The organism is Bacillus sp. cl95, from assembly GCF_900115925.1.
Lineage (GTDB): Bacteria > Bacillota > Bacilli > Bacillales > Cytobacillaceae > Neobacillus_A.
This window is the reverse complement of the sequence record NZ_FOYF01000001.1, coordinates 733083-747288: the sequence shown is the minus strand read 5'-3', so window position 1 is coordinate 747288 and position 14206 is coordinate 733083. Positions and strand designations below refer to the sequence as shown.

Annotated in this window: 12 protein-coding genes and 1 other annotated feature; of the genes, 11 read left to right on the top strand and 1 reads right to left on the bottom strand. The window is 38.4% G+C overall.

The genetic code is table 11. The features are described 5' to 3' along the window. The first annotated feature begins 236 nt into the window (after positions 1 to 236). The 8 genes from BMZ31_RS03745 to BMZ31_RS03710 all read left to right on the top strand — a co-directional run bounded on the left by BMZ31_RS03745 (position 237) and on the right by BMZ31_RS03710 (position 8551). Positions 237 to 1022, top strand: coding sequence for a DUF2268 domain-containing putative Zn-dependent protease (locus tag BMZ31_RS03745; RefSeq protein WP_090830370.1), 786 nt, complete (start codon positions 237 to 239; stop codon positions 1020 to 1022). Positions 1023 to 1185: 163 nt separating this feature from the next. Further along, entirely contained in the window at positions 1186 to 2208 is a 1023-nt protein-coding gene (locus BMZ31_RS03740) for an ABC transporter ATP-binding protein (RefSeq protein ID WP_090830369.1), read from the top strand. A gap of 2 nt (positions 2209 to 2210) precedes the next feature. Then, entirely contained in the window at positions 2211 to 3221 is a 1011-nt protein-coding gene (locus BMZ31_RS03735) for an ABC transporter ATP-binding protein (RefSeq protein ID WP_090830368.1), read from the top strand. A gap of 36 nt (positions 3222 to 3257) precedes the next feature. Beyond that, a complete protein-coding gene (gene opp4A, locus BMZ31_RS03730; RefSeq protein WP_090830367.1) occupies positions 3258 to 4964 on the top strand; it encodes an oligopeptide ABC transporter substrate-binding protein in 1707 nt (568 codons plus the stop codon). A 166-nt stretch (positions 4965 to 5130) separates the two neighbouring features. After that, positions 5131 to 6096, top strand: coding sequence for an oligopeptide ABC transporter permease (gene opp4B, locus BMZ31_RS03725; protein WP_090830366.1), 966 nt, complete (start codon positions 5131 to 5133; stop codon positions 6094 to 6096). Between the two features lie 13 nt (positions 6097 to 6109). Next, positions 6110 to 7021, top strand: coding sequence for an oligopeptide ABC transporter permease (opp4C, locus tag BMZ31_RS03720; protein ID WP_090830365.1), 912 nt, complete (start codon positions 6110 to 6112; stop codon positions 7019 to 7021). Positions 7022 to 7491: 470 nt separating this feature from the next. Continuing rightward, a complete protein-coding gene (locus BMZ31_RS03715) occupies positions 7492 to 7713 on the top strand; it encodes a YuzI family membrane protein (RefSeq protein ID WP_090830364.1) in 222 nt (73 codons plus the stop codon). A gap of 91 nt (positions 7714 to 7804) precedes the next feature. Next, on the top strand, positions 7805 to 8551 hold the full coding sequence (locus BMZ31_RS03710) for a YjbA family protein (protein ID WP_090830363.1): 747 nt from the start codon (positions 7805 to 7807) through the stop codon (positions 8549 to 8551). 36 nt (positions 8552 to 8587) lie between these two features. Here BMZ31_RS03710 and trpS read toward each other — a convergent pair whose 3' ends face one another. After that, positions 8588 to 9577, bottom strand: a complete 990-nt coding sequence (trpS, locus tag BMZ31_RS03705) for a tryptophan--tRNA ligase (RefSeq protein ID WP_090830362.1) — start codon at positions 9575 to 9577, stop codon at positions 8588 to 8590. A 62-nt stretch (positions 9578 to 9639) separates the two neighbouring features. Continuing rightward, positions 9640 to 9878: a binding site (T-box leader), on the bottom strand. Between the two features lie 553 nt (positions 9879 to 10431). Here trpS and BMZ31_RS03700 point away from each other — a divergent pair. The 3 genes from BMZ31_RS03700 (at position 10432) to BMZ31_RS03690 (ending at position 14198) form a co-directional block, all read left to right on the top strand. After that, positions 10432 to 12081: a peptide ABC transporter substrate-binding protein gene (locus BMZ31_RS03700; protein ID WP_090830361.1), complete on the top strand. Its 1650-nt coding sequence runs from the start codon at positions 10432 to 10434 to the stop codon at positions 12079 to 12081. A gap of 264 nt (positions 12082 to 12345) precedes the next feature. Beyond that, complete coding sequence (locus tag BMZ31_RS03695; protein WP_090830360.1) at positions 12346 to 13281, top strand: ABC transporter permease; 936 nt, start codon at positions 12346 to 12348, stop codon at positions 13279 to 13281. Between the two features lie 2 nt (positions 13282 to 13283). Next, a complete protein-coding gene (locus BMZ31_RS03690) occupies positions 13284 to 14198 on the top strand; it encodes an ABC transporter permease (RefSeq protein ID WP_090830359.1) in 915 nt (304 codons plus the stop codon). Positions 14199 to 14206 lie beyond the last annotated feature (8 nt).

Sequence of the window (14206 nt, the reverse complement as noted above, 5' to 3'; positions counted from 1 at the left end):
TTCAATGTCCTGCGGAAGAAGTGTGTCAGGGGAGACCCCGCAGGAGCATCAGCGACGAGGAGGCTCCCCGACCGCCCGCGGAAAGCGAAGTGCCTGGAGCGAAAATCAACAGGCACATTTAACAGAGCTTTTTTTTTAGGAAAAATTTCACATTCACAAACATCCACGTTGTGACATATATGTGAGTAGCGCTTGAGTTTAAGCTTCAAGGATGAGCCTATAAAGGTGGTGCAAGGATGGGGATTATAAACACGAATGATTGGTTAAAAGAAAACTTTTACGATCCTCTAAAAGTTTGTACGAAGTTGAAACCATTATTTCCAGAACTAAATGAAAAAGAAATCTATACCTACATGAAAAAATTCCATATGTACACTCCTTCGAGAAACACTAAAACCATATATCAACAGTTGAAAGCATCCAAGGTATGGGAAACTGTAGAAACGCTTTATATAAAATACAAAAAGATTTGGAATGGACCAGATGTACCAGTGTATATCTTCCCGCTTGATGGAGGAAATCGATTATTTGTTAGAAACTCTCAAAATAAATGTGGAGTATCATTTCAAGACAAAATGTTTCTTTTTCTAGGCGATATAAAGGATGAAAAGGAAATAGAAGCCGTTTTTGTGCATGAATATCATCACGTTTGCCGGTTAAATGAACTTAATAAAAATCTAACCGAGTATTCCTTATTAGACTCAATTGTGATGGAAGGATTAGCAGAAAAAGCAGTAGAACATCACTGTGGGAAAGTATATCTTGCCGATTGGTGTCGAAAGTATTCACATACTGACATTGAAAAGTGGTGGGGTCAATACATGATCCCTAATCTTTGTCGAAAGAAAAATGAGCGCATCCATGACCATATTTTATATGGGGTAGGGAGGTATCCAAGTATGCTTGGATATAGCATCGGTTACCATATAGTGGAAGAGTTTTATGATAAAAAAAATTTTTCTGCTAAAGCATCTTTCTCTATTTCACCTGAAGAACTATTAAAGGAAATAAAATTCCAATAATTTTTGTAAGTCAAAAAGCCTGGAAAACCAGGCTTTTTAGCTTACAAAAATAGAAAGATTTTTCATAATTGACAAAAAAGTATTGCAATTGTAACAATTTCGTAATAGTATTTTATTTAAATATGAGAATTTACAGAATAATTCAAAAGTAAGAGGGTGTCATATGAACGCAAATACTCTATTACATAAGGAAGCACCTTTATTAGAGGTGAAAAATTTAGAGACAGCCTTTCAAATTGAAGGCAAAGAGTATAATGCTGTCGATAAAGTGTCGTTTTCTGTCAAACCACGCCAAATTGTCGGAGTGGTAGGCGAATCGGGATGTGGAAAGTCAGTCATGAGTTTATCCATTATGAACTTACTTCCAAAGGGTGTAGGAAAAATCCGTTCTGGTGAAATTATTTTTGATGGGGTTCACCTTGAAAATAAAACAGAAAATGAAGTTAATAAGATACGTGGTAAAGATATTTCTATGATTTTCCAAGAACCGATGACATCGTTGAATCCAGTTTTTACAATCGGATTCCAACTGGAAGAAGTTCTCTTCAATCATATGAAAATATCAAAAAAAGAAGCAAGGATGAAGAGTATCGCTCTTCTGAAGAGTGTTGGAATAGGGCGCCCTGAGAAATTGGTGGATGAATACCCGCATCAATTATCAGGCGGTATGCGACAAAGGGTAATGATAGCAATGGCGATTGCTTGTCAGCCTAAACTCTTAATAGCGGACGAGCCCACAACAGCGCTAGACGTTACGGTACAAGCACAAATTCTTGAATTATTGAAGGAAATTCAAGAAGTCAATGATATGTCAGTTATATTAATCACTCATGATTTAGGTGTTGTAGCCGAGATGTGCGATGAAGTGATTGTGATGTATGCGGGTAGAATCGTTGAAAGAACGGATGTAGATACGCTTTTCCATAATCCGAAGCACCCTTATACTACTTTATTGCTTGGAGCAATTCCAAAGATGGATGAAGAAGTGGAAAGGCTTAGTTCTATAAAAGGAATAGTACCTTCACTAACGAAAATGCCTGAAGTAGGCTGCAGATTCATGGACAGATGTCCTAAAGCAATGCCAGAATGTCGTTCCATTACACCAGTACTTTCTGATGTTGAGCAAGGTCATGAAGTTGCCTGTTTGTTGTATGAAACAAGCAAGCCTAGGGAAGGAGTTAGGTGATAATGAGCAACACAGTTTTAGATAATGAAAGAAATCAGCTTTCCTCCCAAACTGAGAATTTATTAGAAATTCAAAACCTTAAAACTTATTACCCGGTAAAGGGAGGATTCTTAAAAAGAACAGTTGGTAACGTTAAAGCCGTAGACAATGTCTCTTTTGAAATAAAGAAGGGTGAAACACTAGGACTTGTAGGTGAATCTGGTTGCGGTAAATCGACAGCAGGAAGAACCATTCTTCGCTTATTGAAGCCAACTGACGGCAAAATCATTTTTGAAGGTAAAGACATTACAAACTTAAGAGGTAAGTCTTTAAGGGATATCCGAAAGGATCTTCAAATGGTTTTTCAAGATCCATATGCGTCACTAAACCCGATGCAAATGGTAGGAGACATAATCGCAGAACCAATCTATAACTATACCAAAAAGAGTAAACCAGAGCTTAAGAAAGAGGTAATGGACTTATTAGAAAAAGTTGGACTACCACCTGATGCTTATTACAAATACGCACATGAATTCTCTGGGGGACAAAGACAACGTATTGGAATCGCAAGGGCTCTTGCGTTAAGGCCAAAACTCATTATTGCGGACGAACCTGTTTCTGCTTTGGATGTGTCTGTTCAATCACAAGTATTGAATCTACTTAAAGATTTGCAAAAGGAATTCGATCTGACATTTTTATTCATCGCTCATGACTTAAGCGTCGTAAAACATATGAGTGATCGAATTGGAGTTATGTATTTAGGAAATATGGTGGAGGTATCTGAAAAGGATAGCTTATACGCAGAGCCTTTACATCCGTATACCCAGGCTCTAATTTCAGCAATCCCATCTCCGGATCCTCGGTTGAAAAAGGAACGAATTATCCTAAAAGGTGATGTGCCGAGTCCTTTGAATCCTCCAAGTGGCTGCCCATTCCATCCACGTTGTCCAATGGCGATGGCAGAGTGCTCTCAAGCTAAACCGGTATTAAAGGAGGTGAGGCCCGGTCATCGGGTCGCTTGCCACCTTTATTAATAAGGCAACAAAAATAACATTAACGGGGGGAAAAAAATGAAGAAGAATTGGTTATGGCTAGCTGCTGTTATGCTAATCCTATCCGCGTTTCTATCAGCGTGTAGTGGCGGCGAAAAAGCTGGTACAAAAAAAGAAGAAGGCAAGAAGGAAGAGACAGCTGGAAAGCCGAAAGATGGCGGAACACTTGTTTATTCATTAGACTCAGCTCCTGAAGGATTATTCAACATGAACTTTTACGGAAATCAATCAGATTTCTACGTAAATGACTTCTTCGACGAAAACTTAATTGATTTTGACGAAAACTTAAAGCCACAACCACACATCGCTTCTTGGGAAACTGCTGATAACAAAGTTTTCAAGTTCAAGTTTAAAGAAGGCGTAAAATGGCATAACGGTGAAGAACTTACTGTACATGACTGGGTTTTCGCACTTGAAACTCTAGCTCACAAAGACTATGAAGGTCCTCGTTACGTAAACGTTCAAAATATCGAAGGTGCTCCAGCATTCCACGAAGGAAAAGCTGACAAGATTTCCGGTGTTAAAGTTATTGACGACTACAATGTTGAGATTACGTTTGACAAAGCTCGTGTAAACAACCTTGAAAACCTTTGGACATATGTTATGTCTCGTAAAGAGTTTGAAGGTGTTGCTGTAAAAGACATGATGGCTTCTGAGCAAGTTCGTACTAAGCCTGTTGGTTTAGGACCATTTAAAGTGACTAAAGTAGTTCCTGGTGAATCAGTTGAACTTGAGCGCTTTGACGACTATTTCTTAGGCAAGCCTCATATCGAAAAAGTTATCTTGAAAGTTATTGATCCTTCTCTAACTGTTGGAGAACTTCAAAACAACACTCTTGATATGACTGCATTCCACCCAAGCATCATCGAAGAAATCTCTGCTTTAAGCAATGTTGATGTTGTAAAATATCCTGGTCTTTCTTATTACTACATTGGATTTAAATTAGGTAACTGGGATGGCAAGAAAAACGTTTCTAACGAGCCTAAGTATGCTGACAAGAAACTACGTCAAGCAATGTACTATGCAATTAACCGTGAAGAGTGGAACAAAGCGTTCTTCTTTGGTGTAGGTAAAGTGGTAAACCGTCCTATCCCTACAAACCACTGGATTGCTGCAGATAATAAAGATCTTGAGCAATACAAATATGACCCAGAAAAAGCTAAGTCATTATTAGACGAAGCTGGATACAAGGATACAAATGGTGATGGATTCCGTGAAGATCCAAAAGGTAAAGAATTTGTAGTTAACTTCGCTCACTACGCAACTCAAAACCCAACTTTCGAAGCTCGTGCAAAAGCTATGGCTCAATACTGGGAAGAAGTTGGCTTAAAAACTAAAGTTTCTATGACTGAAGCTAACCTTTATTATGATCAATTAGAAAAATCAGATAAAGCTATGGAAGTATTCTTCGGTGGCTGGTCAACTGGTACTGATCCAGATCCATCTGGACTTTGGAGATCAGACGCTCTTTGGAACTACCCTCGTTGGGCTGACGAAAAGAGTGACAAGTTCTTAGATGATGCATTAGATGTAAATGTTGTTGGTACTGATGCAGATAAGCGTAAAGATCTTTATGTTCAATGGCAAAAGCATTTCATGGATGAGCTTCCAGCACTTCCAATTGCTGAGTTAGATGAAGTAATGGCTGTAAACAAGCGTGTTAAAGGCGTTAAGTACGATGTTTCAGGTACTAACCGTCAACATGAATGGTGGTTAGAGCAATAATTTTCAAAGTCCAGCGCGGGGGATGCAAGTCCCCCGCCTTGGATATTACCTTGAATTAACTGACGATTACCTCCCAGCTCAAAAAAGCTAGACATGGGGGCTTACCGTCAGTTAATTCGGGAACCAGTAACGTAAAAATCTGTTGTAATGGATAAGGAGAATGCACATGTTGAAGTATTCACTCCGAAGAATATTGGGAATGATCCCGATGTTGCTCCTTATCTCCATTGTTGTGTTTACTCTGGCGAAACTAATGCCTGGAGATTCCCTCAGTGGAGAGATTGACCCAAACAATACGGATCCAAAGTATATCGCTGAAATGCGTGAGAAGCTCGGATATAATGATCCTCCTCACGAACAGTACTTCCGTTGGGTAAAAGGTTTTGTCCAAGGAGAATTTGGGAAATCGGCACGTTATAAGATTGAAGTGGCCGATGTTATCAGTCAAAGGATACCAAATACACTTTTGCTTGGATTTACATCTATTTTTATCACTTATGTGCTCGCCTTCTTTATGGGTATATATGCAGGAAGAAAACCGTATACACTCGGGGATAACTTGATAGGCGCACTCAACTACTTTGGTTTGGCAATTCCTTCATTCATTGCCGGGGTTTTTGCAATCTATCTCTTTTCATTTAATTTAGATTGGTTCCCTTCTAATGGTTCTATCGACATTGGTGTTACAGAAGGTACTTTCGAATATTGGGTAAGTCGTATGCACCATGTAATTTTGCCAGCGATTATCTTAGGTACATTGGCAACGGCAAGTTACACACAATTCTTACGTAATGACATCATCGACAGTAGCCGCAAAGATTATGTACGTACCGCTAGAGCAAAAGGTACACCAGAAAATAAAATTTACAATGTTCATATTTTAAGAAATTCAATTATACCTTTGATTACATTCTTAGGGTTCGATATTGTAGCCATCATTAGTGGAGCCATCATTACGGAGACAATTTTCACTTATCCGGGTATTGGACAATTATTCTTACAATCAGTAGGAACAAGAGATTATCCCGTACTTATGACTTTAACGATGTTGTTCTCTTTCTTGACTCTCGTTGGAAATCTAGTGGCAGATATCCTATACGGTATTGTAGATCCTAGGATTAGAATGGAATAGGGGGGGCTGTGCAATGGAAATCGTTACAAATAAAGAAACTGGCATCGGTGTAGCAGCCCCAAAAAAGAGCTTGTCTCCATGGGCAATTGCACGCAAAAAGTTTTTGGCAAACAAACTGGCAATGACAAGCCTCGTATTTTTGTTAGCCGTTACAATCATATCTATTTTAGCTCCTTATATTACTACTGTTGATATCACCCGAGTAAACATTGGGGAAATGTCATTGAAACCTTCAGGGGAACATTGGTTGGGTACAGATAAAAGTGGAAGAGACGTTTTTACAAGACTCCTATACGGAGGCAGAGTCTCTCTACTTGTTGGAATCTCATGCACAATTTTTGTTATTACCTTAGGAACGATTGTTGGAGCAATTGCAGGATATTTCGGTGGAACAATTGATAGTATGCTTATGAGATTTACCGATTTTGTTTTGAATTTTCCGTTTATCGTATTTGTAATCGTTTTGAGCACAATTTTAAAAGACAAAGTTTCTGGTGTTTTAGTTTTAATCCTAGTTATTAGTTTCTTACAATGGGGTGGGGTTGCCCGTATAGTACGAAGCAAGATCATGGCTGAAAAAGAAAACGAGTATATCATTGCAGCTGTATCAATCGGTTGCTCTCCTTTAAAAGTCATCGTGAAGCACTTACTTCCCAATGTATTATCGACTATCATCGTACAAGCAACTATCTTGTTTGCAACGATGATTGTTGCAGAATCTGGGTTAAGTTATTTAGGATTTGGTGTTCCACAGGAAGTACCAAGTTGGGGGAATATGCTTTCATCGGCAAACGAACCTGATGTATTGCAAGGTAAAGGATGGATATGGATTCCACCTGCATTAATTATTACATTAACAATTCTCTCGATAAACTTTATTGGTGAAGGATTAAAGGATGCATTTAATCCAAAGTCAAGACGATAGAAATCTGCCATCTTCTGATGGCGGATTTTTTTTATGGCTCTGTTAAACTTGCCTGTTGATTTCCGCTCCAGACGCTTGCTTTCCGGTATGAATTATAAAAAAAGCCCTAATGCCGGCTTTTTCATGGACAAATTCGTCTTGGGGGCGTTCGTCGAGCCTCCTCGTCGAGCCTCCTCGTCGCTAGCGCTCCTGCGGGGTCTCGCCTGTAACGCTAATCCCCCAGGACATTGATGAGCTTCTCCGAAATAACCTACGCACGAAGAAAAGGCGGTAGCCTTTTCGAGGAGTCAAGCGCCCTCCGCTCCAATCAACAAAGTGTAGAAAATCAACATTGTACTTTAACATAGCCTTTTTTATAAGTCCCTAGGGAATTCTTTGACTCAAATAGGCATGTCCAAACAATTTACTTCATATAAATATTCAAAAAGCGGATCGACCGAGTTGTATCCGGCTAACTGAAGGTGGAAAAATTGGTAATCAGAGGTTTTATATATCTGACTGGTTTTGGACTGGCTGTATCTGGAGGAGTCAATGCAATTGCTTATCTCAATTTATTAAGCACTGGTTATAGTCCCGCCGAATATTTCTTCTATATAAAGAATCGACCAGAATGTTACATCATGCTAATAGGTGTAGCATTGATCATCATATGTTTATTAAGTCCACATAGAAAAAACGAAAACGACTATTAAATTACGGTGGAAAATGCATTATTAGGAATAAATTAACTTTAGTCTGCCAATACTGATTGACAAATAGATACTTGAAGCGAGGGGTCATACAATGCTATATCTTCATGATGTCTGGGTCAACTGGTTTGAAGGAGAAGAGAATGGATATAATGTTTGCCATTTTCACGAATGGAGAAAAGATGATGGTATTGAACTTCTAGATCAAGTACCACTTCTAAAGGTCGAAACAATATTATTCAATTACATTGAAAATGACTTATCAGAAATACCACAGCAACTTCTAGACGAAATATTCCAAAAAGCTCATTTACGCAAGAACCACGAACGAATTCAAATGGAATATTGTTTTGTAATCACAGATGGGGTAGGGATCCTTGCAGTTGACACAATTGGATACAATATACCGATTAGAAAAAGTCGTCTTATTCCTCGTCAAGAACAGTTAGTATATGAAATGATTGAAAATCATGATGCTAAGGCATATTCATTTAATGCAATAAATGATGAAAAGACTTTTCATATCTTATCTCCTGAGCCAAAGCTGATGTCAGGGTTAACTAGGAAAGAACGACAATTAAAGCAACTACTTTTCATGGCATTAGACCAACTATATACATCTAAGAATCAGGCTGAAATAAGATATTGGTTTACAGAATGGTGTCCCGAAAGATATTCAGTCATTCAAGCTATGGATGTGGATGACGCATGGAAACAGCTATTTGAAGAAACAAAATATGGATGGACAGGTAGACATGAAAAATTTTGTGAAAATATCATCAAAGGCCAACCATTCTTTGAAAAGTTATGGGAAATGGAACAAGGATCGAAAGTAAATTAAAGGAGCTGGAATAAATCCAGCTCCTTTTTCTGATTACTATTTTCGTTTACGTCCCAACCCCATCGCATTTTCCATTTTCTTCAACATCTTGGAAGCTACTCGATTAGCTTTCTCAGCACCATTATCAAGTATTTCGTCTAATTCAGAGCTTTCCATTAGTTCATGATACTTTTTCTGAATAGGTTCAAGTTCTTTAATGAGAAGTTGTGCAAGATCACCTTTAAAGTCGCCGTACCCTTTACCGCTGTAGGCTTCCTCAATTTCCGAAATAGGTTTGTTACTTAAGATAGAATAGATTGATAATAAATTTGAAACGCCGGGTTTGTTTTCTTTATCGTATTTTACAACTCCCTCAGAATCCGTAACTGCACTTTTAATTTTCTTTTCTATTTGTTTTGGATCGTCTAATAGGGTAATAAAAGACTTTGTATTAGGGTCGGATTTACTCATCTTCTTGGTAGGCTCTTGAAGGGACATGATTCGAGCACCGACCTTAGGAATGCGAACTTCAGGAATTGTAAAGATATCATTGTATTTCTTGTTGAATCGTTCAGCTAGATCTCGAGTCAACTCGAGATGTTGTTTTTGATCTTCTCCTACTGGTACTAAATCCGTACCATATAGTAAGATATCCGCCGCCATTAATGGTGGATATGTCAAAAGGCTTGATGAAACGGCTTCTTTTCCTGCAGACTTGTCTTTGAATTGCGTCATACGTTCTAGTTCTCCTATATAGGCCGTACATTGCATCATCCATCCTGCCTGAGCATGAGCCGGTACTTCAGATTGAATAAATAGTGTTGCTTTCTCTGGATCAATGCCTACTGCTAAGTATAGGGCAGCAAGACTGCGGATATTGTTTCTAAGTACCATACGATCTTGAGGTACGGTGATAGCATGCTGATCTACGATACAGAAGTAGCAGTTATATTCATCTTGTAACTCTACAAATTGTTTGAGTGCTCCAATATAGTTACCAAGTGTGATTGTACCGCTTGGCTGGATGCCTGAAAAGATGGTTTTCATTCAATTTTCCTCCATTAAAAGCTTTATTTTTAAACACAAAAAGACCATTCATCCCCATAATAAATAGGGACGAATGGTCCGCGGTGCCACCCTAATTGCTCAAAAGAGCCACTTTGTTCCCAGTATAAATGTCCTGGGTACCTTTTTAACGCAAGGTTTACGCTGGATTATACATGTAAAGAAATACATTTCCTATCCAGGGCTCAAAAGTCCATTCGTGAGAAAGGGATGTTTGTTTTCACCAGACACAAACTCTCTAAAATCCTTATTTCTCAGTACTATTCTTTTTCATAGCCATTCATTTATTTTTGGTAATAATAAAATATCTTATATGGAAGGAAATTGCAAGTTGTCTTAAAAAGCATTCCAATATTTACATAAAAAAGAAAGAAAATGAAACTTTAGTAGGTTGAATTTACAGAAAAAACAATTATTCTAGCAATTTCATTTATTTGAAAAGCCTATTATATCAACGTTTTTGAACAAAAAATTGAAAATTGTAATTTTAAACTCCTAAAAGCTACTTGCAATAAATTTTTAAACTATTTATAATAAACGTAACAAACGGATTCTTTACGGAATTTCAACACTTTCATGTACATAATTTGTCCATGCTTGGTAAGATTTAAAAATGAGTAAGTTTATGACTTGCATTGTTAAGAGATCATACATAGAAACGACTAGTATTCTCTTAAAATTATAAACTTGCTTTTTTTTATTTCGTTTTGAATTGTCTGGAAATTCTATCTATTAAATTAACAGACTATTTAATAAATATATCAAGGGCGGACGAGTGTGCATGGGAAAAATGCAAGTGAAGATCGTTTGTGGAAAAAATATAGGGGGGTAAGACCGTGAAAAAAAGATTATCAGTCTTTTTTAGCTTGTTGCTTGTTCTAAGCATGTTTTTAGCTGCTTGTAGCAAAGAAAAAGCAGGCGAAACTGGCACAAAAACTGAGGGCGGTAAAAAGGAAACTGACGTACCTCAAGAAATGCGTGTTAACGTTAACTCTGAGCCATTCTCATTAAACCCTGGTTTAGCAAGTGATGCTACTTCTGGTGGTGTATTAAACCAAACTTTTGAAGGTTTAACTCGTATTGACAAGAGCGGTAAACCTCAACCAGCAATGGCTGAGACTATCACTCCTTCTGAAGATTTGAAGACTTATACTTTCAAACTTCGTGATGCACAATGGACAAACGGAGACCCTGTAACTGCACAAGACTTCGTTTACGCTTGGAAATGGGCTCTTGACCCTAAAAACGAATCACAATATGCTTACCAACTTTACTACATCAAAGGCGCACAAGCTGCTAACGATCCTGAAGTTGGCGGATCACTTGATGAAGTTGGCGTAAAAGCTATCGACGATAAGACTCTTGAAGTAACTCTAGAAAACCCAACTCCATATTTCTTGGAATTGACTGCATTCTACACTTACTTCCCTGTAAACCACAAGGTTGCTGAAAAGAATCCTAAGTGGTACACAGAAGCAGGTGCAGACTATGTTTCTAACGGACCATTCAAAATGACTGAATGGAGTCACCAAGACAAAATCGTTATTGAAAAGAACGACACTTACTGGGATAAAGATACAGTTAAGTTAACTAAAGTTGAAATGTACATGATCAACGACCCTAACACTGAATTATCTATGTTTGACAACGGAGAATTAGATTGGGCAGGTTCACCATTCGGTACTCTTCCAACTGATGCTATTGGACAATTGAAAGATTCTGGCGACTTAACAATCAAACCTATCGCTGGTACTTACTGGTATAAGTTCCAAACTGAAAAGCCGCCATTGAACAATAAAAACATTCGTAAAGCACTTTCTTATGCAATCAACCGTAAGGCGATTGTTGAGAACATCACTCAAGGCGGACAGATCCCAGCTATGGCTGCTGTACCACCTTCAATGATTAAAGAAAACGAAAAAGGCTACTTCCAAGATAACGATGTGGAAAAAGCTAAAGAATTCTTGAAAAAAGGTATGGAAGAATTAGGATATAAGGATGTAAAAGATATCCCTGCTATCTCTCTTTCTTACAACACAAGTGAAGCACATCAAAAGATTGCTCAAGCAATCCAAGATATGTGGAAAAAAGAACTTGGCGTAGAAGTAACTCTTGATAACGCTGAGTGGGCAGTTTATATCGACAAACTTCATAAAGGTGATTACATGGTTGGTCGTATGGGCTGGTTAGGTGACTTCAACGATCCAATCAACTTCCTTGAATTGTTCCGTGAGAAAGACGGCGGAAACAACAACACTTTCTGGGAAAATGCAGAATTCAAAAAGCTTCTTCAAGATTCAGCTGCAGAATCAGATGCTGCAAAGCGACTTGATATGTTGAAAAAAGCTGAAGAAATCTTCATCGATGAGATGCCAGTTGCTCCAATCTACTTCTATACGAACGTTTGGGTAAGCAAAGAAAATCTGAAAGATGTAGTAGTTTCAGGTCTTGGAGATGTTCAATTGAAGTGGGCTCACTTCGAATAATCTAAACATAGTAAGAAAACTCAAGGTATATGGGATTTTAAACCCATATACCTTGCTTTCTGAATAGGTGAGAAAATACAGAATGTTTCGTCTGTATTTAGTGCGTTAAAGTAGAAATGCAGCTACGCCCAGTCCCTCGAGGCCTTATGCTGACATCAGAATTACCAAAAAAATACTTGATGTCGTATTAGGATTGGAGGGACTAAATAAGGGCGATTTGGCTGAAATTAAAGAAAAAGATAGTAGAAACTGGAGGTGTGCATTATGGTGAGATACATCATGAGTCGTTTACTTTATATACTGTTATCGCTATACCTGATCATTACAGCAACTTTTTTCTTCATGAGACTAGCACCAGGTAACCCGTTTACTTCGGAAAAGCAGTTACCACCTGAAATTCAGGCTGCACTTAATGAACATTATGGCCTCAATGAGCCATGGTATGTACAATATGGGGATTATTTAGGAAGAATTGTACAGTGGGATTTTGGTCCATCATTTAAGTGGAAAGCGCGAACAGTAAATGATCTTATTAATGATGGTTTTCCAGTATCATTACTGCTTGGGGCTGAAGCAATATTAATTGCACTTTCACTTGGACTACTATTAGGTATCATTGCAGCGCTTAGACATAACAAGTGGCAAGACTATACTGCTATGATTATCGCAGTTCTTGGAATATCAGTTCCTTCATTCATTATGGCTACTGTATTACAGTACATCCTGGCAATTAAGCTTGGGATTTTCCCAGTTGCACGTTGGGAATCCTTCGCGCATTCAATCCTTCCTGCATTGGCTTTAGCGTCAACGCCAATGGCGTTTATTGCACGTTTGACTAGGTCAAGCATGCTTGAAGTTCTCGCAAATGATTACATTCGTACCGCGAAATCTAAAGGACTTAGTGGCGGTGTAATCACAGTTAAACATGCTATAAGAAACGCAATCCTTCCGGTTGTCACTTATTTGGGACCATTATCTGCTGCGGTTATTACAGGAAGCTTTGTTATCGAAAAAATCTTCGGAATTCCTGGTTTAGGCTCACACTTTGTTACTTCTATCGGAAACCGGGATTATACTGTAATCATGGGACTTACTGTTTTCTATAGTATCATCCTATTGGCGTGCATTCTCCTGGTCGATATTGCGTATGGATTGATTGATCCGCGCATCAAACTTACCGGCGGAAAGAAAGGAGAATAATTATGCAGATTTCTAAAGATAAATTTCAGGTCGTAGGTTCTCAGGCTTATGAAGCAGAAAAAATTTCAAAGCCAAGTTTGTCTTTTTGGAAGGACGTATCTCTTCGATTTAGAAAAAATAAACTTGCACTTTTTGGTGTATTCTTGTTAATCCTCCTAATCATTATGGCAATTTTCGGACCCCATATGGTTAAATACGATTATGCTACAAATGATTTATTGAACCATAACAAGCCACCTTCAGCAGAACATTGGTTTGGTACGGATGACTTAGGTCGTGACGTTTTTGCTCGTACTTGGGAAGGAGCTAGAATTTCCCTATTCATTGGTGTTGCTGCAGCGTTGATTGACTTTACAATCGGTGTTCTTTGGGGCGGTATTGCCGGCTATAAAGGCGGTAGAGTAGACGAGTTTATGATGCGTATTGCTGACGTATTATGGGCTGTACCTTACCTTCTATTAGTTATCCTTCTGATGGTTGTATTAGGTCAAAGCCTTGGTACGATGATTTTGGCAATGACCATTACTGGTTGGATTAATATGTCCCGTATTGTTCGTGGTCAAGTAATTTCATTAAAAGGACAAGAATACGTACTAGCTTCACGTACTTTAGGTGCTGACCTTCCACGTATCATGGGTCGCCACTTAATTCCTAATACAATGGGACCAATCCTTGTAACTGTAACATTGACTGTTCCAGGAGCTATCTTTACTGAATCTTTCCTAAGCTACCTTGGACTTGGTTTAACACCACCGTTAGCGAGCTGGGGAACAATGGCTGCTGATGGCTTACCTGCAATAAAGTATTACCCATGGCGTTTATTCTTCCCTGCAACGTTTATCTGTTTAACGATCTTTGCATTTAACGTAATTGGGGATGGCTTACGCGATGCACTAGATCCACGATTACGCAAATAGGGAGTGAG